General features: G+C 59.8%; 17 protein-coding genes. 7 read left to right on the plus strand and 10 right to left on the minus strand.

What is annotated here, in order from left to right; genetic code table 11:
- Positions 1-105 precede the first annotated feature (105 nt).
- The 4 genes from HMPREF3145_RS06030 to HMPREF3145_RS06045 all read left to right on the plus strand — a co-directional run bounded on the left by HMPREF3145_RS06030 (position 106) and on the right by HMPREF3145_RS06045 (position 3,332).
- Entirely contained in the window at positions 106-672 is a 567-nt protein-coding gene (locus HMPREF3145_RS06030; RefSeq protein WP_070422330.1) for a hypothetical protein, read from the plus strand.
- Entirely contained in the window at positions 669-1,568 is a 900-nt protein-coding gene (gene miaA / locus HMPREF3145_RS06035) for a tRNA (adenosine(37)-N6)-dimethylallyltransferase MiaA (RefSeq protein ID WP_070422331.1), read from the plus strand. The genes HMPREF3145_RS06030 and miaA overlap by 4 nt, the downstream gene beginning before the upstream one ends.
- Positions 1,565-2,365, plus strand: a complete 801-nt coding sequence (gene dapF / locus HMPREF3145_RS06040; RefSeq protein ID WP_070422332.1) for a diaminopimelate epimerase — start codon at positions 1,565-1,567, stop codon at positions 2,363-2,365. The genes miaA and dapF overlap by 4 nt, the downstream gene beginning before the upstream one ends.
- A 91-nt stretch (positions 2,366-2,456) precedes the next feature.
- Positions 2,457-3,332: a hypothetical protein gene (locus tag HMPREF3145_RS06045; protein WP_070422333.1), complete on the plus strand. Its 876-nt coding sequence runs from the start codon at positions 2,457-2,459 to the stop codon at positions 3,330-3,332.
- 18 nt (positions 3,333-3,350) lie between these two features.
- Here HMPREF3145_RS06045 and HMPREF3145_RS06050 read toward each other — a convergent pair whose 3' ends face one another.
- Both HMPREF3145_RS06050 and HMPREF3145_RS06055 read right to left on the minus strand, forming a co-directional pair.
- Complete coding sequence (locus HMPREF3145_RS06050; RefSeq protein ID WP_070422334.1) at positions 3,351-3,866, minus strand: hypothetical protein; 516 nt, start codon at positions 3,864-3,866, stop codon at positions 3,351-3,353.
- Positions 3,867-3,884: 18 nt separating this feature from the next.
- Positions 3,885-4,637, minus strand: a complete 753-nt coding sequence (locus HMPREF3145_RS06055; protein ID WP_210384156.1) for a hypothetical protein — start codon at positions 4,635-4,637, stop codon at positions 3,885-3,887.
- Positions 4,638-4,743: 106 nt separating this feature from the next.
- Between HMPREF3145_RS06055 and hflX the strand changes: the two genes are divergently transcribed.
- A complete protein-coding gene (hflX, locus tag HMPREF3145_RS06060; protein ID WP_083279406.1) occupies positions 4,744-6,288 on the plus strand; it encodes a GTPase HflX in 1,545 nt (514 codons plus the stop codon).
- 33 nt (positions 6,289-6,321) lie between these two features.
- On the opposite strand, the gene nagB is transcribed toward hflX, so the two are convergent.
- Entirely contained in the window at positions 6,322-7,083 is a 762-nt protein-coding gene (gene nagB, locus HMPREF3145_RS06065) for a glucosamine-6-phosphate deaminase (protein WP_070422335.1), read from the minus strand.
- A gap of 77 nt (positions 7,084-7,160) precedes the next feature.
- On the opposite strand from nagB, the gene HMPREF3145_RS06070 reads away from it, so the two are divergent.
- Positions 7,161-8,438 (plus strand): uracil-xanthine permease family protein, encoded by a 1,278-nt coding sequence (locus HMPREF3145_RS06070; protein WP_070422336.1) that lies wholly within the window; start codon positions 7,161-7,163, stop codon positions 8,436-8,438.
- Positions 8,439-8,514: 76 nt separating this feature from the next.
- Here the strand turns inward: HMPREF3145_RS06070 and HMPREF3145_RS06075 are convergent, their stop codons facing one another.
- The 5 genes from HMPREF3145_RS06075 to lexA all read right to left on the minus strand — a co-directional run bounded on the left by HMPREF3145_RS06075 (position 8,515) and on the right by lexA (position 13,528).
- Positions 8,515-8,784, minus strand: a complete 270-nt coding sequence (locus HMPREF3145_RS06075; RefSeq protein WP_070422337.1) for an HPr family phosphocarrier protein — start codon at positions 8,782-8,784, stop codon at positions 8,515-8,517.
- 66 nt (positions 8,785-8,850) lie between these two features.
- A complete protein-coding gene (locus HMPREF3145_RS06080; RefSeq protein ID WP_070422338.1) occupies positions 8,851-10,932 on the minus strand; it encodes a PTS fructose transporter subunit IIABC in 2,082 nt (693 codons plus the stop codon).
- Positions 10,933-10,936: 4 nt separating this feature from the next.
- On the minus strand, positions 10,937-11,920 hold the full coding sequence (locus tag HMPREF3145_RS06085) for a 1-phosphofructokinase family hexose kinase (RefSeq protein ID WP_256365575.1): 984 nt from the start codon (positions 11,918-11,920) through the stop codon (positions 10,937-10,939).
- Between the two features lie 55 nt (positions 11,921-11,975).
- Positions 11,976-12,776, minus strand: a complete 801-nt coding sequence (locus tag HMPREF3145_RS06090; protein ID WP_070422340.1) for a DeoR/GlpR family DNA-binding transcription regulator — start codon at positions 12,774-12,776, stop codon at positions 11,976-11,978.
- A gap of 104 nt (positions 12,777-12,880) precedes the next feature.
- Entirely contained in the window at positions 12,881-13,528 is a 648-nt protein-coding gene (gene lexA, locus HMPREF3145_RS06095) for a transcriptional repressor LexA (protein WP_070422402.1), read from the minus strand.
- Positions 13,529-14,185: 657 nt separating this feature from the next.
- On the opposite strand from lexA, the gene nrdR reads away from it, so the two are divergent.
- Positions 14,186-14,647 (plus strand): transcriptional regulator NrdR, encoded by a 462-nt coding sequence (gene nrdR, locus HMPREF3145_RS06100; protein WP_070422341.1) that lies wholly within the window; start codon positions 14,186-14,188, stop codon positions 14,645-14,647.
- Here nrdR and hrpA read toward each other — a convergent pair.
- Entirely contained in the window at positions 14,644-18,582 is a 3,939-nt protein-coding gene (gene hrpA, locus HMPREF3145_RS06105) for an ATP-dependent RNA helicase HrpA (RefSeq protein ID WP_070422342.1), read from the minus strand. The two genes, nrdR and hrpA, sit on opposite strands and share 4 nt — an antisense overlap.
- A 15-nt stretch (positions 18,583-18,597) precedes the next feature.
- Complete coding sequence (locus HMPREF3145_RS06110) at positions 18,598-19,554, minus strand: hydrogen peroxide-inducible genes activator (RefSeq protein WP_070422343.1); 957 nt, start codon at positions 19,552-19,554, stop codon at positions 18,598-18,600.
- Positions 19,555-19,584: the final 30 nt, after the last annotated feature.

Consider the following 19,584-nt stretch of genomic DNA (forward strand, 5'->3'; position numbering starts at 1 on the left):
GCCGCACTGTGCCGCGCGTCGCGGCTGCCTTTGCGCAATGCATGCGATCGTACAGCCACACACATCGCTGCGGGGTGATTTGGGTCTCTGGGTAGGGTTGGGCGGGTGAGAGCAAACCTTTGGATCATCCCTGGATCGCCTGCGTTGGCGCTCTCGCCTCACGACGACGCCTCGCAGCGCCTCCTGGCCGCCACTCGCGGATTGGCGAAAACCGTAGACGGCCGCGCGATCGATATCGTCTGCTCGCTCGACAAGCAGTGGCATACGGCGCACACCGGATCGTTTCGTGCCTGGGGAGCCCCTGACATCACGGTGCGTAGTGGGAACCACTTAGGTGAGCTGGTCGCCAGGTTTGCGCTGGGGGACCCGGAGGTTCGTGGGGTGCGGTCGCGTATCGACGAGCCCGATCCCGCCGCCGTCACCGTTGTCGTCGTCGATGGGCCCGCGGGATTAACTCCGCGGGCACCACTCGCGCTGGTTCCCGGCGCGCCGGAGACGCACGAGGCCATTGTGCGGTGGTTGGACGGTGGTGAAGCGGTGCTCGTCGATACGCAGGTGCTCGAACCGGAAATGTGGCGTGAACTCGCATCACTTGAGCGCAAGGATGCGCGGTTGATCGATGCTGATGACACGCTGGGTGTCGGTCGGTATGTAGCGGAGTGGAGCGTATGAACCCCATTGCAGTTGTAGGTCCTACCGCCAGCGGCAAGTCCGCGCTTGGCATTGCGCTTGCGCACGAGTTCGGCGGGGAAGTGGTCAACGTGGATTCGATGCAGCTCTACCGGGGTATGGACATCGGCACCGCGAAGTTGCCGGTGGAGGAGCGCGAAGGCATCACGCACCACCTGCTGGATATCTGGGATGTGACCAAGACCGCCTCCGTCGCGGAATACCAGAAGCTTGCCGTGGCCACGGTTGAGGAGATCATGGCGCGTGACAAGGTGCCGGTGCTGGTGGGCGGTTCGATGCTGTATGTGCAATCGCTTATCGACGCCTGGTCCTTCCCGCCCACCGACCCCACCGTGCGCGCCCGCTACGAAGCGCGTCTGGAGGAGATCGGCGTCGACGCACTGCACGCCGAACTCGCCGAGGTTGATCCGGAAGCAGCCAGCATCATCGAGGACAAAGACCCGCGCCGCACCGTGCGCGCCCTCGAAGTCATCGAATTGACCGGCAAACCGTTCAAGGCTTCCCAACCGCCGAAGAATGCACCTCCACGTTGGGGTACGCGCATCCTTGGCCTGCGCACGAACGCCGAGTGGCTCAACCCCCGCATCGAGCTGCGCACCCGCATGATGTTCGAACAAGGGCTTATCGACGAAACCCGCGCCCTGGTCACAGACGGCCTCGTCCGCAATTCCACTGCCGGGCGAGCCATCGGCTACGCGCAGGTCCTCGCCATGTTCGACGGGGAACTCACCGAAGAACAAGCGCTTGAGCAGACCATCACCGGTACTCGCCGTTACGTGCGCCGGCAGCGCTCCTGGTTTAACCGCGACCCGCGCACGCAGTGGCTCGACGCCGCTGATTCGAACGTGGTGGATCTCGCGTTAGACTCGCTGGCGTGAAGTTCCTGAAAGCACATGCCACCGAAAACGATTTCGTCGTCCTGATCGATGTCGACGACCAACTCGACATCACCCCCGAGCAGGTCGCCTTCCTCTGCGACCGCCGCGCCGGCGTCGGCGGCGACGGCCTGCTGCGCGTGGTGCGTCGCGACGGTATGTGGTTCATGGACTACCGAAACGCCGACGGCTCCATCGCCGAGATGTGTGGCAACGGCATCCGTGCCTTCTCCCATGTGCTCGTCGCCGAAGGGCTTGAAGATGCCCGCGAGTTCGACGTGGACACCCGCGCCGGTGTCAAGCACATCCGGGTGCTTGAAGCTGATGACGCCAACGCCGTCGTCTCCGTCGGCATGGGGGCGGTTCAGGTCACCGGTGTATCCACCGCATCGATGGGGGACAACCAGTTCGCTGGCATCGGCGTGGACGTGGGCAACCCACACCTCGCCTGCGTGATCCCGAGTCTCACACCTGAAGGGCTTGCGGAGATGAACTTTGTCGCCCCGACCTTCGACCCGGAGTTCTTCCCTGAAGGCGTCAACGTCGAAGTGCTTACCGAACTTCGCGACGGCGAAGCGCACATGCGCGTCTGGGAGCGCGGCGTCGGGGAGACCCGCTCCTGCGGCACCGGCACGGTTGCCGCAGCTCAGGCAGTGCTTGCAGACGCCGGAATTGAAAACGGTGCCGTCACCATCAACGTGCCCGGTGGCGCAGTCAAGGTCGAGCTCAACGACGGCGTAGCCACCATGACCGGTCCGGCCACCATCGTGTATCGCGGAGGACTGGCCAGCGCGCTCTAACGAGGAGTCTTTCAAAACCCTGCGCACGGGGTGTGTTCCTGCATACAATGCACCTGTCGTTGTATCCCCAGCCACCCGACAGGAGTTTCCCATGCAACGCAAAGTTATCGCCTCGGCCGTCGCGCTCGGCCTCTCGGCATCCCTGATCACCGTCCCTGCAGCTGATGCGGCAGAGATCGGCGCGAAAGACGAAACTAAAAACACGTGCCCGGTACGCATGACCGATGCTGAGCAAAAGCGTATTGAAGAGGTTGCTAATTCCATCACGTCCGTGGATGCGGCGAAGGCACTGGATGCCACGCTGGTGGCAGCTTTCCCGGAATTTAAGAAGTTGGCAGATTCTTTCTTGAACAATCCGGACGTTCAGAAGGAAATCAAGGCTTCTCTTGATAGTGGAAAACCCACCGAAACACTCTTCAGTTTTGCTTTGGAAGAAGTTGATCGTTTCGAAGACGAAAAGCGCGCTGGGCTTTATCCCCTGTACCTTCAATCTCGGATGACGCGGGAATACCCTCAGCTTTTCAAGGAAGAAGCTGACTCGGATGGGTTTTTGTCCATCAATGAGGTGGATGCGACGCGGGAATCGATGGGTGGATTAGACCCGGTCAGCGTAATTATTGACGAATACGGGCTAAACGCGAAAGAAGCAGCAGCCGCTCGGAGCGCTTTTGCAAAGACGCAAGCCGGAAAAATCTGGAATAGCTTCGGTCCCGAATATGTAAAGGCATTCAACGAGGCGCAGAATGTTTGCGCGGACGGCGGTAACGGTACCGTCGCTTTCCCGACCAAGGCTTCCGAATCAAAGCCGAACGACAAGACCAAGCCGGGTAACAACGATAAGGACGCTGGCTCGAGCGACACCGGCAAGATCGTCGGCATCATCGCCGGTGTGCTTGCGGCACTCGGTCTAATTGCTGCAGGTCTTGTCTCGTTTGCGCCGCAGCTTGGGATCAAGTTGCCGTTCTAAACCCGCAACTTCCACACGTTACGCCGGGCCGATCTCCTTTGCGGCCCGGCGTGCGTCGTCCCAGGCCTCCTGAAGCTCGAAGGCACGCTCGTCGGCAACCATGAGAATGCGCTCTAACTGGGTTTTGTCGGTGCCGGGGGATTCGAGATAGCCGTCGACACGCTCGATGAAGCGTCGCGCAGAGGATGCTCGGAGCAGAAACTCGTTGATTTGGGGCACAGAGTTATCTGGGTTTGCCAGGGCAGGGTAGTGCAGCGTGCGGTCTGCGATGTCGGCGGCTGATGCGCCGTTTTGGAGCTTTTCGTACGCGTCGAGAATCTCAAGGATGTCGTCGCGCGCGTACTCCAGCGACGATCGCATTGCAGCTACCTCGGGGTCTGGCTGCAGATGTCGGCTGATGAAGAAGGCGCAAGCGATCAGCAGGACAGACAGGAGCAAACCAGGCCACTTCAGCGTCAAGACAAGCACTACTGAGGCGGCGAGTACGAGCGCGCCGAGTAGTGCTCGCGAGAGGTCCTTGTCTGGTGAACTCATGGTTCAAGCCCTACGGGATTAATGGCCGCCGCAACCGCAGGATCCGCCGCAACCGCCGCAGCCGCCGCCGGTCGGAGTGGGGATGGAGCCGGCCATCACTGCGGTGCCAGCGATGACGGAGTCGCGGGACGGCAGGTCGCCGTCGGGCAGGCACACGTCGAACGGGAACGCAGCATCGACAGCGACGTGGATGAAGCGCTGGCCGGTCAGTTCGGAGGTGCGGTATTCCGCATCCAGTACGCGGCCGGAGAATTCGGCGCGTGCGTCCGGGGTAGCGGCGGCACCGGATGCGACTGCTTCGGCGCCCGGGGAAGTTACCGTGCCCACCACCGCTCCCGGGTGCAGCGCGAGGTATGCGTCGGTGGAGGTGTAGTTCTCCACCGACAGCGCGAGTGCGGTCACGGAGAGTTCTTGCCATTGGAGGGTGGGCTCGTCGACAAGCAATGGCCCCTGTGCAAGATTCACCGTCAGCGATGCCATGGCGTTGCCGCGCGGGTCGACGACGTCGGCGAGCGCAACTACGTCGTTGATTGGGGTGACGTGGGCGTAGGCGCGGGTTACGGAATCGAAACCTGCGAAGGTGGCAAACGGCTCAACTGCCAAAATGTTGAGCTGCGCACCTGAGGGGTCGGCGTATTGGATCAGTTGGCCGCCGCGCACTTCACCGGTGACTGCGAGACGGTCGGTGGCAATGGCGGCTTCCACAGCGTCCTGCCACTTATCAAAGTTCAAGCCGATTGCGGCGAGGTCGTTGCTGATTGCTGTGCTCATGGCGCCCGATAATAGTCGCAGTCGCACACGGGGAAGAATCTCGGCCGTATCTGCGTTTAATGGGGTAGATATGAAGAGGACATTTCAAGCTCCATTAAAGGATGTAATGACTGAACCCCACCTTGACCGTTTCGGCGGTAGCCGTGAGCGCTTTTTGCGTGACGACGACACCACGCCCGAGCAACGCGCCCACGACGAACTTCTCCGTGAGGCTTTTCGGCACAACACCGTCCCTGACGAATCCGCGCCGACGGTAGGCGCGCTTGACCTGGAGGAGCGCAACGCGTTTCGTTCCGTGACCGGGTCGACCGAGATCCGCTCGCAGGACCAAAAAGACATCACCGAGGTGGAGTACCGCAAACTCCGCATCGAACAGGTCTTGCTCGTTGGCGCGTGGACCGAAGGCACCCTTGCAGAGATTGAGGCCCGCATGTGGGAGCTCTCCGCTCTGGCGGAAACAGCCGGCGCTGAAGTCGTCGACATGCTGTATCAAAAGCGCGACAAACCTGATCCGGGTACTTACATCGGCTCCGGCAAGGTTGCGGAGTTGCGTGAGATTGTGCTGTCTACCGGCGTTGACACGGTGATTTTTGATGGTGAGCTTTCGCCGTCGCAGATGATCGCGCTGGAGGAAGCCCTCAAGATCAAGGTGATCGACCGTACGATGCTGATTCTCGATATCTTCGCCCAGCACGCGAAGAGCAAAGAGGGTAAAGCACAGGTCAGCCTTGCGCAGATGGAGTACCTCTACAGCCGTACCCGCGGTTGGGGTGGCAACCTGTCGCGTCAGGCGGGCGGTCGTGCTGGCTCCAACGGCGGTGTGGGCCTGCGTGGTCCTGGTGAGACGCGTATCGAGGCCGACCGTCGCCGCCTGCGCACCGAGATGGCCAAACTGCGCCACCAGCTGCGCGATATGGAGACTGCCCGAGAGATCAAGCGCGCGCAGCGCCAGCGCTCCACTATCCCGAAGATCGCGATCGCGGGCTACACCAACGCGGGTAAATCCTCGTTGATCAACGCGATGACGGGTGCGGGCGTGCTGGTGGAGGACGCGCTGTTTGCCACTCTCGACCCATCGACGCGCAAGGCCAAGTTGGCAGACGGGCGCAACGTAGTGCTGACCGACACTGTCGGGTTTGTGCGCCACCTGCCTACCCAGCTGGTTGAGGCGTTTAAGTCCACGCTCGAAGAGGTCAGCGGCGCCGACCTTGTCCTGCACGTCGTGGACGGTTCGGATCCGTTCCCACTGAAGCAGATCGAAGCAGTCAATGCGGTCCTTGCAGAGGTCACACGCGACTCGGGCGAGGAGATGCCGCCGGAGATCGTTGTGGTGAACAAGATCGACGACGCTGACCCGATCGTTCTTGCCGAACTTCGCCACGCCTTTGAAAAGACGGGCCGTACGGCGGTGTTCGTCTCTGCGCTGACAGGCGAGGGCATTGACGAGTTGGAGGCGCGCATCGAACAGCACCTCAACTCCATCGATGCGCACGTGACCATGGTCGTGCCCTACACCCGCGGAGATGTGGTCAGCCGCGTGCACGAGGAGGGCACAGTGCGCTCCGAGGAGTACGAGGCAGAGGGCACGCGTATCGACGTCCGCCTGCCACGTGTCCTCGCCGACCAGTATGCGGAGTTCGTCGTCTCCTAAGCCTGGCGGTTCGGGTTGGCGTTGACCCCGGTGTTAGCGCCAGTAAGGGTCGAACGCCTTGTAGGTTTCGGCCCCGGTGAGCATCTCGGCGGCGCTTTCGTCTACGACAACCTTCGCGGCGTTGTGCAGCTGCAGTGCCGATGCCGGGCACGATGCGGACAGAGGCCCCTCGACGAGTGCTTGTACCGCGTTAGCCTTCGCCGGGCCAGTGGCGATAAGCACCAGGTGGCGTGCCTCAAGGATGGTGCCGATGCCCTGTGTCAGGGCTTGGCGCGGGACCTCGTCGGCAGAATCGAAGAAGCGTGCATTGTCCTCGATCGTGCGTGGATGCAGGTCGATGAGACGGGTACGGGAGCGCAGCGAACTCGTCGGCTCGTTGAACGCAATGTGTCCGTTTGCGCCAATGCCGAGAATTTGGATATCTACACCGCCCGCGTGGCGGATGGCGTGGTCGTAGGAGGTAGCTGCTGCCTGGGGGTTGGCGGCCTCGCCGTCGGGAGACGCAACGGACGAATCCGGAATGTCGATAGAGCCGGTGAACTCGCGGCGGATCGTCGAGTAGTAAGACTGCTCGTGGTCACGAGGGATGCCGTAGTACTCGTCCAGCAAGAAGGCCTTGCAGTTGGCGAAGCTCAAGCCTTCTTCGCGGTGTCGGCGGATGAGCTCTTTATAGGTTGGGTTGGGTGAGGATCCGGTCGCAAGACCGATGGTGGCGCCTTGTCGTGCGAACGGCTCGATGCAATCGGCGGCGTATGTGCCGACTTCCTCGGGGGTGCGTCGAATGATGATGTCCATGAGGAGCAACTTACCCGCTCGAACTGCTGCGGCTGCGATTAGCTATGCAAAGCGCGCGAGGGCCATAATGAAGACTCGTGACGAACTCAATTGGTTGGACCCTGCATGGCGACGGACGCCATGTGAAACCCGGGGCGGTTGTCGCTCCCGACGAACGACTGTCGTGGTCGCGCACCATCGGCATCGGCATGCAGCATGTGGTGGCTATGTTTGGCGCAACACTGCTGGTGCCCACGCTCACTGGCTTCCCAGTAAACACCACGTTGCTGTTTTCCGGACTTGGCACGATTATCTTCCTGCTGATCACCCGGAACCAGTTGCCGAGCTACCTCGGCTCTTCTTTTGCCTTCATCGCCCCGCTGACCGCGTCTCAGCAGTATGGCATTGGATCGCAACTCGGTGGCGTGCTGCTGACGGGTGTGGCGCTCATCCTTGTCGGCGTGATCGTGCAAAAAGCCGGCAAACGCGTCATTGACGCCGTAATGCCCCCTGTAGTCACAGGTGCGATTGTGGCGTTGATCGGCTTTAACCTCGCACCGACTGCGGTCAGTAACGTACAAACCCAGCCTGCTGTTGCAGGCGTGACTTTGCTGACCATCGTGGTGGTCACGGTTGCAACTCGCGGGATGCTTTCCCGACTGTCCATCCTGATTGGTGTGTTGGTGGGGTGGCTCTTCGCTGCGCTCACTGGCGGTTTGAGCGAGGACGCGCTGGCCACAATCGGTGACGCCGCCTGGGTTGGCCTGCCGCAGTTCCACACCCCGGAGTTCCACCTTTCTGCCGTGCTAGTGACACTGCCGGTGCTTGTTGTGCTCATCGCTGAGAACGTCGGGCACGTCAAAGCGGTCGCCGAGATGACCCACCGCAACCTGGACCACATGCAGGGTCGGGCACTGATCGGCGACGGCATCGCCACCACCTTGGCGGGTGGCTTCGGCGGCTCCGGCACCACAACTTACGCAGAAAACATCGGAGTCATGGCTGCGACCAAGGTGTATTCCACCGCTGCGTACTGGGTCGCTGCCACCTTCGCGATCATCCTCGCGTTCATCCCGAAGTTCGGCGCCGTCATCTTCACCATTCCTGCCGGCGTGCTTGGTGGGGCTTGCTTGGTGCTCTACGGCCTGATCGGCATGCTTGGCGTGCGAATCTGGCAGGACAACAAGGTCGACTTCACTGACCCGGCGAACCTCACCGCAGCTGCCGTCGCGCTGATTGTCGGCATCGGCAACCTCACCTTCGAGGTCGGGCAGGTGACCCTGGAAGGCATCGCCCTCGGCTCCGTCGGCATCATCGTTATCTATCCGCTGATGCGGTGGGCTTACGACCATATTGGTGAAGGCCAGTTCCGCTAACCTCACCCATCAAAAAGACTACGCCCGGGCAACCACAGTGGTTGCCCGGGCGTAGTCGTCGCTAAGCAAGAAGCTTTTACTCGTCGTCGAGATTCTTTGCGATCAGTGCGGCGATCTTCTCAACCGCCTCGGCGTTATCAGAGGTGACGATGACCTCATCGCCGTGCTCTGCACCCATCGCCATGATCATGAGCGAGGACGCAGCATCAGTCTCATCGTCCTCGTCGCCGCCGACCAGGGTAAGCAGGATCTCGTCATCGTACTCACCAGCAGCGTCCGCAATCACCGTCGCCGGACGAGCGTGCAGACCAACCGTGGAACCGACCTTGACCGTCTTCGAAGCCATAATGCAACTTTCCTTTCACGCGGTTTTTCAAGAATGCGTTTTGCAGTTGAGTGTACGCCCTTGTGCTTAAGCCGACACGAGTTCTTCCTCGCGTTTCGCAGCCTTTCGGATCTCTTCGTTAGGCCACCACTGTTTGAGCGCCACAACAGCGAGCGTTGCCACCGCGACACCGGCAGCCAACGCCACGAGCATGCCCCACCACGGGTGGTAGGCGAAGATCACAAACACGCCACCGTGCGGTGCCTGCGCACCCACACCAAGGGCCATCGAGACCGCACCTGCGGTTGCACCGCCAAGCATCATCGAAGGGATCACACGGAACGGATCTGCAGCTGCGAACGGGATCGCACCTTCAGATACGAAGGACAGGCCCAGCAGCCAGGCAGACTTTCCGTTCTCCTGCTCAGCCGGGGTAAACAGCGAGGAACGCAGGAAGGTGGCGATAGACAGTGCGATCGGCGGCACCATGCCCGAGATCATCACCGCAGCCATGATTTCGTACGCACCCTGGGTACCCGCAGACAAGCCAGCGGTGCCGAACAGGTAAGCAGCCTTGTTCACCGGACCACCCAGGTCGAAGCACATCATCAGACCGATGATCACGCCAAGCAGCACGGCAGACGAACCGGACATGGACTCCAGCCACGCGGTGAGTCCTTCCATGACAGCGCCGAGCGGACGGCCCAGCAGCAGGAACATCAGTACGCCGATGAACAGCGATGTCAGCAGCGGGATGATCACCACCGGCATGAGCGAACCCAGCCAGCGCGGAACCTTCCAGGTCTGAATCCAGTGGGCGATCACACCTGCGAGCAAACCGGTGATCAGGCCACCGATGAAGCCAGCGCCGACCATCACGGAGATTGCGCCGCCGACGAAGCCAGGTGCGATACCCGGGCGCCCAGCGAGTCCGTAGCCGATGTAGCCGGACAGTGCCGGCACGACGAATTGCATAGCCATCTGCCCAGTGGCGAAGAGCACTGCGCCGAGGTAGAGCAACCAGCCGGAGCGCCTGAACGCAATGAGTTCGCCGTCCACAGTGATCTGATTGCTCGGCAGGTTGGTCGGGGAGTGCTCGGTGACCAGTGCCTGCCAGCCATTCGCCATGTCCGCGCCGCCGAAGAGGAATCCGAGGGCCAACAGCAGGCCACCGGCGGCGACGAACGGCACCATGTAGGAAACGCCGGTCATGATCGCTTGTTGGATGCGCTTGGGCCAGCTCTGTGTCGCGGCAGACGCGGTGTCGTCACTATCTGCCTTCGACGCTGCAGCTACTCGAGGTGCGTTTGGGTCCTTCGATGCGGCGATCGCCTCATCGATCATCGCGTCAGGTTCGTTGACACCACGCTTGACTGGACTGTCGACCACGGGCTTACCCGCGAAGCGACTCTTTCCGCGAACAGCGACATCATGGGCGAAAATCACCACATCAGCGGAATCGATAAACGCCTGGTCGAGCGGATCCCCACCGGAGGAGCCTTGCGGCTCGACACGAAGATCAACATTGTCGCGCTTGCTAGCTGCTTGCGTCAGTGCATCCGCTGCCATGTAGGTGTGTGCAATGCCGGTCGCACACGATGTGACCGCTGCAATACGAATTGGCGCATTGCTTTGCGACGACACCACCGCATCGGCCTTCTTCTTCGGCTCAGCCTTCTTCGGTTCAGCCTTCTTCGGTTCAGCATTGACCACGCCGTGCACAAGATCCACGATCTCCTGCTCGGACGCGGCGGAGCGGAGGTTATCAACGAAATCGCCGCGGACAAGTGCGCGGGCGAGCTTTGAGAGAATCTTTAAGTGTGCCTTGCCGCCGCCTTCAGGTGCTGCAATGAGAAACACCAGCTCGGCGTCACCGTCGGGGCCGTTGAAGTCAACAGGGTTGGACAGCCGGGCAAACGCAAGCGTGGGTTCGGTGACAGCGGCACTACGGCAGTGCGGGATAGCGACCCGTCCGTTCACGCCGGTGCCGGCCTTAGCCTCGCGCGCGATGGCTGCCTCAGCCACCGCTGCAGCATCAGTCGCACGGCCAGAATCTGCGATACGTGCAGCGAGCTGGCCAATGACATCGGAGGGAGAAACGCCAAGGTCAGCATCAAGCGTGACAAGTTTTGGCGTGATGAGAGGTTGATTCACGTTGTCTTCTTTCATGCAGTTATACGGGGAACACGTGAGTGTGTTCAAGGTCGACATCGGAAGGAGAGGGGATGCCAGTGCCCGGCAGCGACGCCGCAGCCGAGCCGTACGCCACTGCACGGCGGAGGCACTCGGCTGGTTCATCCCCGGCGATCCGTGCCATCAGGTAGCCAGCCAACGAACTATCACCAGCGCCGACGGTTGAGAGCACCGTGACTGGAGGTGGGGTCGCCGCCCACGCACCAGCGCGAGTAACTAAGCATGCACCGGCGCCGCCTAAGGTGACCAGTACTTCGTTGACCCCGTGGTCAATCAGTTTCTGTGCTGCCGAAACGATGGCGGCGTAGTCGCCCTCGGAAGCGCTGCGCTCCAATGCGCTGCCGTCGCCACCGGTGAGCTGCGCGAGCTCAAACGCGTTTGGCTTCAACACGTCCGGCGCGCTCGTATCGAGTCGCTCACCAATTGCCTGCAGCGGTGCATCGGAAGTATCCACTGCGACCAGCGCGCCAGCATTAACCCGACGGATGCGCTCCACAAGATCTGCGTACCAGTCAGTTGGGACACCAGGGGGAAGCGATCCTGCAAGAACGACGGCTTCAGCGTCTGCGACGACTGAATCTATAGCTGATTCAACGGCCGCCTTTTCGTCGTCGCAAAGCCTCGCTCCTGGTTCGTTGATCTTTGTCGTTGTTGCGTCATCTTCAACGATCGCAGTATTGGTTCGCACCGATGCCGCGATAGCAACGGGGTGAAACTGCACCGGCAGTTCACGGATGACGTCCGCAAACGGATCGGAGGGGGCACAGGGGGCAATCGCGATGGTTCGAATGCCCGCTTTGGCACACGCGTGCGCGACATTGCCCCCTTTTCCACCCGCCTCTTTTCGGGTCTGGGAAATCCGCGCAACCTCACCGCGTTTAAGCACGGGGACGTTTACGGTCACATCCATGCTGGGGTTTGGGGTGAGGGTGACTACCCGCACCGTGTTCTTTGTGCTGCTCACACAACCAGTGTGTCCGATTGTATCCGTTTTTGCAACGAATCCCACACAATCGGAATTAGTGTGTGCTGGATGTCACCGGCGCAAGAACGACCTCAATATCATTGCGCTCGAGATCTTCGAGGAATGTCTCAGGTGCATCACTATCGGTAATGACGATGTCGATGGCATCGAGGGGTGCGAAACTGACAAGGTAATCGTTGCCGATCTTCGATGAATCACACAAGACCACGACCTTCTGGGCATTTGTGACCATGGCCGATTTCACGGCTGCTTCCTGAGAATCGGCGGTAGATAGGCCGTGGTCAATCGTCAGAGCATTGGTACCAATGAATGCGACATCGGCGCGGAGCAATGCCAACGTTCGAAGTGCAGTCGCACCAACTACCGCTTGCGTAATTGCACGAACTGACCCTCCAAGAAGCTGTACGCCATCAAGGCCTGCGGAGGAAAGATCCAGGGCGATTGGCAGCGAATTTGTCACGATAGAGCAGTCTTGAGCGCGGGTGCCCTCGCAAAGCAACTGTGCAAAGTAACTGGTTGTAGAGCCAGAATCCAGAAAAATCGCGGCGTTGTCGTGGCGGGGGAGAAAATCCAGTGCAGCTTTCGCGATCGCGGTTTTCGCATCAGATGCCGCACGAGACCGGGCATCGAGCGGGAGTTCAGAGGTGAGAAACGCTTGGTTTGCAACAGCACCACCATGTACGCGGTGCACAATCCCATCGGCGTGAAGTGCGGTGAGGTCGCGGCGGATCGTTTCGGCAGTGACATCGAACTTCTCCGCGAGTTCAGCGACGCTCACCCTGCCTTCCACAGCAGTAAGTGACGCAATCTGGCGTTTGCGCTCCTCGGCGTACATCGCACTCCTCAAACGTTTTGGTCGGAGTACTCAGTATTTCAGACATTCATGCCCGGATGTCTGCGATTGTGTTTGTTTTGCCCCTAAAGGAGGGCAAATCCCCGCTAAAGGGTGCGGAAAACGGAAATAACACGCCCCATGATCTCTGCGTTATCGCCCTTGATTGGGGCAAACGCATCATTGTGGGGAAGGAGCCACACACCGGTGGAATCGCGGTGGAACTCTTTGACTGTCGCCTCGCCGTCAAGCAATGCAGCGACGAACTCGCCTTCCTCGGCAACAGGCTGCGAACGTACAACAACCCAGTCGCCGTTGAGGATGCCGGCATCGCGCATGGACTCTCCAACAACCTGAAGCATGAAAACGTCGCCATCGCCGAGTAGGTCACTAGGAAGTGGGTAATACGTGTCGACGTTTTCTTCGGCCAGAATTGGCGCGCCAGCTGCTATCTGTCCCAAAACTGGAACGTAACGCGCGGGAGTGGCGTCCTCGGGTGTGTCCTGCTGGGGGGTCTTGCGCTTCGGTTTGGTTGTCTGTTGCAGGTGGCGCAGATCCACGGCACGCGGCTTATTGGGGTCGCGGCGCAGGAAGCCCTTCTTCTCCAGTTCCTTGAGCTGGTATGCCACGGATGAGGTTGATTGCAGCCCGGTAGCGTCGCCGATCTCACGGATGCTTGGCGGGTAGCCGCGGAGTACAACGGCGTCTTGGATGACCTGAAGGATTCGACGTTGCCTGTCTGAAAGTGTGCTCATGTCGAGATTGCCTGCGTCAGATTTTTTCTTTGCCACTGCTTTTCCTCTTTCCGCGTGTCTCTGTTTCTAGGTCTGTAGGCATAGAACCTACCAGATAGGGCAAGTTTGTTCGATATTTTCCACTTTGGGCTAGACAGTATTTGCTCGCTTTGCTATAAATCGAACATGTAAGCGGGATCGAACATACAAACGATTACATATTCGAACATGTCGAGTGCATTCGTACAGTGGTGCACGAGATTGAAGGAGAGTGAAATGTCGGTAACGATTAATCCAGCAGTGAACAGTGGGTATGGGAGCGATTGCGGTGTATCTCGGACGCCTCGGTTAGCGCAGCCGGTCGAGGTGTGGGACCTTAATCCAGGACGAGATCGTAGCGGTGTTTATAGCGGTGTTCGAACGCTTGACGTTATTGATCGAAAGGGTGAGCGTACAGAGAACCTAGGTCATGGACGTCGGGAATATGTATCTGAGGCATTCGAATCTCACCGCGAGGGCAAGGAAGGTTTCGTCTTAGCAGCGTTGCTGACTGGAGCGCTTTTAGCCGGCTCTGCGTTTGGTGGAGTGTTTAGTGATGCAGGCCAGGTGCCGGGGTCGTCCCAGCCGGTTTTCATCGCAGACTCTGAGGTGGTCCGCTAGAGGGGTATTCTGAGCCCTATGTATTGCCCCTTCTGTCATAACGAACAGACCAGAGTCGCTGACTCCAGACTTGTCGAAGCAGGCTCTGCAATTCGCCGTCGCCGTGAATGTACAGAATGCGGTGGTCGATTCACCACTGTTGAAAACGCGGTACTCACCGTCGTCAAACGTAATGGAGTAAGTGAGCCGTTCGACCGCGACAAGCTCATCGTTGGTGTGCGGCGTGCATGTCAAGGTCGGGACGTTTCCGACGATGCACTGAAGCGCCTCGCACAAGAAGTCGAAGAAATCGTGCGTGCGCAGGGCAGCTCGCAGGTTCCTGCTCACGAGATTGGTTTGGCAGTACTCGAGCCACTTCGTGCGCTTGACGAGGTTGCATACCTGCGCTTCGCATCTGTGTATAAGTCGTTTGAAAGTGCCGACGATTTCGAGTCGGAAATCAGGCTTATGCGTCGGCGCGACCGCGAAGAATATCGCTAGCGCAGCGCATCAATTTTCTTCTCAATCCGGCGCTGGCTGACCGGTCGGGGAGTGCCAAGTCGCTGCGCGAACAAACTGACCCGCAACTCCTCAATGAGCCAAAGAATATCCTTGTAGGCCCGCGTCTTCGACCGTTGTGCGGGAAGTCGCTTCATATGATCAGCAAGGTAGCGTTTCACCCCATCGACAACTTCCTGGCGGTCAGCATCTCGGTCCGGGTCCAGACGCATATCCTCCAGCCGGATCCGCATCGCATCGATATAGCGCGGCAAATGCTGCAAGTGCTGCACCCCATGAACCGTTATTGCGTGACGGGGGAGGTAGAAGACGAGCTGCGAACGCATGTCATCAATCGCAGGCCCCTCCCACTGATCGAGCTCCACCGAAATGTCGGCGTACGCGGCAAGCGCTGGAGCAGTGTTGACCACAGCACGCCTTACACCACCCGAGACCTGTGGCTTAATCTCGGCGAGAAGGGCGTCGAACTCCTCCGGAGTGCGCACCGGGCCCCCGTGCGACATCATCAGATCACGAATCACTGCTACACGAGCATCCTCGACCAGGCCATTTGCTCCGCCGTGGGGATAGCGGTCAACAGCGACCTTGTGGCGCAGCGGTAGGCCCTTGGTCATCTGCTGCGCATTAACGCTGATTTCGCGCAACAGCAACGTCAGTGTCGCAGTGACCATCGACGCGTCGGCAGCAGCCTTCGTCGGGTGCACCGTGACCTTGACACCGTCTTTTGTAGCTTCGAGTGCTGGGTAAGCATCAACCTCGTTACCGTCGATTGTTGTGGTCACAGTCTCCGGTACAGCGCCGAGCGAGTCCGACGTCCACTTTTTTACAGACTCAGACTCCGATTGGCGTCCAGCTTTGGATACAGACGACTTAATCTTGCCCGCCTGACGGCGTTTTAACGCTGCGAGATCCTTGTCGTGGTCGACGATCTTGCCGCGGCGGTCGATTGCCGCATAGGTAACCTGCAAGTGCGGTGGCAACGCCTGGGGGTTGAAATCCGTGGCGTTAATACCGCGGCCACCAACGCTTCGAAGCGCATCGGCGAGCGCTTCAGTAAACGGGATGTCCGTGTTGACGTCCTCGGGCATTACCTCGAGTGCACGCTGCGCAAAGTCGGGGGCGGGGACGACGGTTTTACGTAACGCCTTCGGTAGGGTGCGGATCATCTCGGCAGCGAGTTCAGAGCGCAAGCCTGGGACGAGCCAATCGAAGCCGTCAGGGTCAAGGTTTGCCAGGAGTGGCACGGGTACCTCGACAGTCACTCCATCAAACGGGTCGCCCGGTTCGAACTTGTAGCGCAGTGCGTATTCCACGGAGCCCTGGCGCTTGGCCTCGGGAAAGGCGGTCGCAGAGGCGTCAACGTTGTCGTCGTCAAGCAATGCGTTCGGATCGAAGTCCAAATAATGCTTGTCTTTCGCACGCTGTTTCTTCCACCACGAATCAAAGTGGCGAGCGGTGGTGACATTGTCGGGCAGGCGAGCGTCGTAAAAGTCGAACAACGTATCTTCGTCGACGACAAGGCCGCGGCGGCGAACCTTTTCCTCGACCTCGGCTGCTTCCGCAAGCAACGCTTCATTGTGGTCGATGAACTTATGGTGACGGTTCCAATCGCCCTCCAGCAGCGCGTGGCGGATGAACATTGTGCGCGCAGCGGCAGGATCCACCCGGTGGTAGGGAACAAGCCGATCACGCACGATGGTCACGCCGTAAAGCATGGATTTTTCGTGGACCATCGCTGCGGAACGCTTACGCGACCACACAGGTTCCGAATAGGAGTGTTTGAGCAGGTCGCCGGCGGCACGCTCAACCCAAACAGGTTCGATCTTGGCTACGTCACGAGCCCAGAGCCGTGACGTTTCGACGAGTTCAGCGGCCATGAGAAACTCCGGAGGCCGCTTAGCCAGCGACGAGCCGGGAAAGACCATAAACCGTGTCCCGCGCGCTCCCTGAAACTCTTTGGAATTGCCGTCACGCGCGCCGATATTGGAGAGCAAACCAGTCAAGAGCGACTGGTGGACTGCAGCTGCATCGCGCTCACCCGCGATACTATCGGCGGGAGACCAGCCGAGCTGTCGCTCCACGTCGCGCAATTGGCGGACAAGATCGCGCCACTCACGGATGCGCATGTAGTGGAGGAACTCGCGCTTCATACGCTTACGGAATGCGTTGCCGGACAGCTCGTCGCGGGAATCGCCGATGTAGTCCCACAGTTTCAGCGATGACAGGAAGTCGGACTCTTTGTCCTTGAAGCGGGCGTGTGCTTGGTCGGCCTGGGCCTGGTACTCCAAGGGGCGTTCTCGAACATCCTGGATGGTCATGGCTGCGACGATGACAGTGACGTCATCGAGCACGCCGAGGCGATTGGCCTCCACCAGCATGCGGGCCATCTTGGGGTCCACAGGAATGCGGGAAATATCGCGGCCAACGTTGGTGAGGGTCGGTGCGCCACCACGTTCTTTTTGCGAGATCGCCCCCAATTCGTGCAGCAGCATAAGTCCGTCGCGGACCGCCTTATGGTCAGGCGCCTGGATGAAGGGGAACTCATTGATATCCCCAAGCCGCAGCGAGATCATCTGCAAGATGACTGACGCCAAGTTTGTGCGCAGAATCTCCGGGTCAGTGAACTCTGGGCGCGCTTCGAAGTTCTCCTCCGAATACAGGCGGATGGCAATGCCGTCGGCGGTACGGCCTGATCGGCCCGAACGCTGGTTCGCGGAAGCCTGGGAGATTTCCTCGATAGGCAGACGTTGGACCTTGGTGCGTGTCGAATACCTCGAGATACGCGCCAGGCCAGTGTCCACCACATAGTGGATGCCCGGCACGGTCAGAGACGTTTCGGCGATGTTTGTCGACAACACAATGCGACGACCCGAGTGTGGGGAGAACACACGGTGCTGCTCCGCGTTGGAGAGGCGACCGAACAGCGGAACAACCTCAACGCCACGCCAGTGCTGCTTCTCAATCGCCTCCATGCAGTCACGGATGTCGCGCTCTGAAGAGAAGAAACACAGAATGTCGCCGTTGCCCTCACCCATAAGTTCTTTGCAGGCGGCGACGACACCGTCGATCATGTCGGTGTCAATCTCCTTGATGGAGCCGTCTTTTTTCTGAATCTGCTCAACCAGTGGTCGGTAGCGGATTTCGACTGGGTAAGTACGCCCGGAGACCTCGATAATCGGAGCTGGGTTGCCCTCGGCGTCGGCGAAGTGGCTGGCAAATGCCTCCGGGTCAATGGTCGCAGATGTGACAATCACCTTGAGGTCCGGCCGCTTGGGCAGCAGTCGCTTGAGGTAGCCCAGCAGGAAGTCGATGTTGAGTGAGCGCTCGTGGGCCTCGTCGATAATGATCGTGTCGTACGCGTTGAGGAAGCGATCGCGCTGCATCTCTGTGAGCAAGATGCCGTCCGTCATCAGCTTGACCGCAGTAGACGGGGATACTTTGTCGTCGAAACGAATGGCGTAGCCGACAGATTCACCGATGTCCTGGCCGAGCTCGTCGGCGATGCGCTCCGCAACGGTGCGAGCGGCGAGTCTGCGCGGCTGCGTGTGTCCAATCAGTCCACGCCGGCCACGCCCCATCTCCAGCAGCATCTTTGGAATCTGGGTGGTCTTGCCCGATCCCGTCTCGCCGGCGATAACAACGACCTGGTTGTCGCGCACCAGTTCCATGATGTCGTCGCGGCGCGCAGACACCGGCAGGTTTTCCGGGTAAGTAATTTCAGGGATCAGAGCATCGCGCTTCTCGACGACACCCCGTGCCCTCTCAATATCCTTCCCAATCGCCCGCAGCGCATCCGGCGCGCTCGCATTTTTGAGTCGCCTACGGAACCGTCGAACATCCGCAATCGGTACAGCATCGAGCGCATCGTAGAGCTGCGGCTTCGGCGGGGCGGGGGAGGAGGAAGAATGATCAGTCATAGCCAGAGGCAGAGCTTAGCGCGGAAGCAGGGATTTACCTGATTCCAGGGCTCGCTCATACGAAGCCTTCACGAGTTGCCCTAACTGCTCGAACTCCGCAACACGCTGCGAGGACGCGCGGTAGACCAAGCTCACCGTGCGTTGCGCCTGTACACCGTTTGCAAACGTTGCGGAAGCGACTCCGGGGCGAGAGCACTCAGTGCCTACCGCGGAGGCCGGAATCAACGTTGACCCCAGCCCTGCCACGACCAACTGGACGATCGTGGTCAGTGACGATGCGCGTGTCACAGCATGCTTGCGCGCGCCGGGAGTTGCCTCAGCGATCTTGCACAGCTCCACAATCTGATCCCGCAGACAGTGGCCGTCATCCAGTAGTAAAAGGTTGAGGTCCTTCAGGCTGTCCAGCCCCAAATCGGTGCGGCCGGCAAGTGGATCGTCCGGATTGGTCACTGCCACAAACGGCTCGTCGTAAAGCGGCAATTGCTCCAAACCTGGTGCGTGCGTCGGAGTGGCAAGCACTGCCAGATCGAGTTGCCCGTCGCGCAACATTTGTAACAGTTGATCCGTTTGGTTTTCTACGATGCGCGGTTCCAAATCCGGGTAGTTTTCCTCGATCCCAATAAGCACTCCCGGAAGGAGATACGGCGCAATTGTAGGGATGATGCCAATGTTCAGTGGGCCGGCGAGCTCGCCGAGCGCTCCGCGCGACTGGGCAAGAAAAGCATCGGCAGCGTCGAGGGTTGCCTTCGCATATGGCAACAGCGCTTCACCGGTGGGGGTGACGATCACGCGCCGGGTGGAACGCTCGATAAGTTGCAGGCCAAGACCATTTTCAAGCGACGCCAAAGCCTGTGACAGGGAAGGCTGGGAGATGCCAAGTTTCGCTGCTGCGCTCACAAAGTGTTTCTGTTCTGCAACCGTGACAAAGGTACGGATCTGTGCGAGTGTCGGTTTATACTCTCGATTGCTCATACTTATGAATCCTACACCGGCTAATAGGTT

Origin of the sequence: Corynebacterium sp. HMSC05C01 (assembly GCF_001807155.1) — a bacterium.
Lineage (GTDB): Bacteria > Actinomycetota > Actinomycetes > Mycobacteriales > Mycobacteriaceae > Corynebacterium > Corynebacterium coyleae.

Excerpts from the sequence above, each read along its gene's own strand:
- miaA (WP_070422331.1), top strand. The coding sequence starts at position 669 with ATGAACCCCATTGCAGTTGTAGGTCCTACCGCCAGCGGCAAGTCCGCG.
- HMPREF3145_RS06045 (WP_070422333.1), top strand. The coding sequence starts at position 2,457 with ATGCAACGCAAAGTTATCGCCTCGGCCGTCGCGCTCGGCCTCTCGGCA.
- HMPREF3145_RS06050 (WP_070422334.1), bottom strand. The coding sequence starts at position 3,866 with ATGAGTTCACCAGACAAGGACCTCTCGCGAGCACTACTCGGCGCGCTC.
- HMPREF3145_RS06055 (WP_210384156.1), bottom strand. The coding sequence starts at position 4,637 with ATGAGCACAGCAATCAGCAACGACCTCGCCGCAATCGGCTTGAACTTT.
- hflX (WP_083279406.1), top strand. The coding sequence starts at position 4,744 with ATGACTGAACCCCACCTTGACCGTTTCGGCGGTAGCCGTGAGCGCTTT.
- nagB (WP_070422335.1), bottom strand. The coding sequence starts at position 7,083 with ATGGACATCATCATTCGACGCACCCCCGAGGAAGTCGGCACATACGCC.
- HMPREF3145_RS06075 (WP_070422337.1), bottom strand. The coding sequence starts at position 8,784 with ATGGCTTCGAAGACGGTCAAGGTCGGTTCCACGGTTGGTCTGCACGCT.
- HMPREF3145_RS06080 (WP_070422338.1), bottom strand. The coding sequence starts at position 10,932 with ATGAAAGAAGACAACGTGAATCAACCTCTCATCACGCCAAAACTTGTC.
- HMPREF3145_RS06090 (WP_070422340.1), bottom strand. The coding sequence starts at position 12,776 with ATGTACGCCGAGGAGCGCAAACGCCAGATTGCGTCACTTACTGCTGTG.
- lexA (WP_070422402.1), bottom strand. The coding sequence starts at position 13,528 with ATGAGCACACTTTCAGACAGGCAACGTCGAATCCTTCAGGTCATCCAA.
- nrdR (WP_070422341.1), top strand. The coding sequence starts at position 14,186 with ATGTATTGCCCCTTCTGTCATAACGAACAGACCAGAGTCGCTGACTCC.
- hrpA (WP_070422342.1), bottom strand. The coding sequence starts at position 18,582 with ATGACTGATCATTCTTCCTCCTCCCCCGCCCCGCCGAAGCCGCAGCTC.
- HMPREF3145_RS06110 (WP_070422343.1), bottom strand. The coding sequence starts at position 19,554 with ATGAGCAATCGAGAGTATAAACCGACACTCGCACAGATCCGTACCTTT.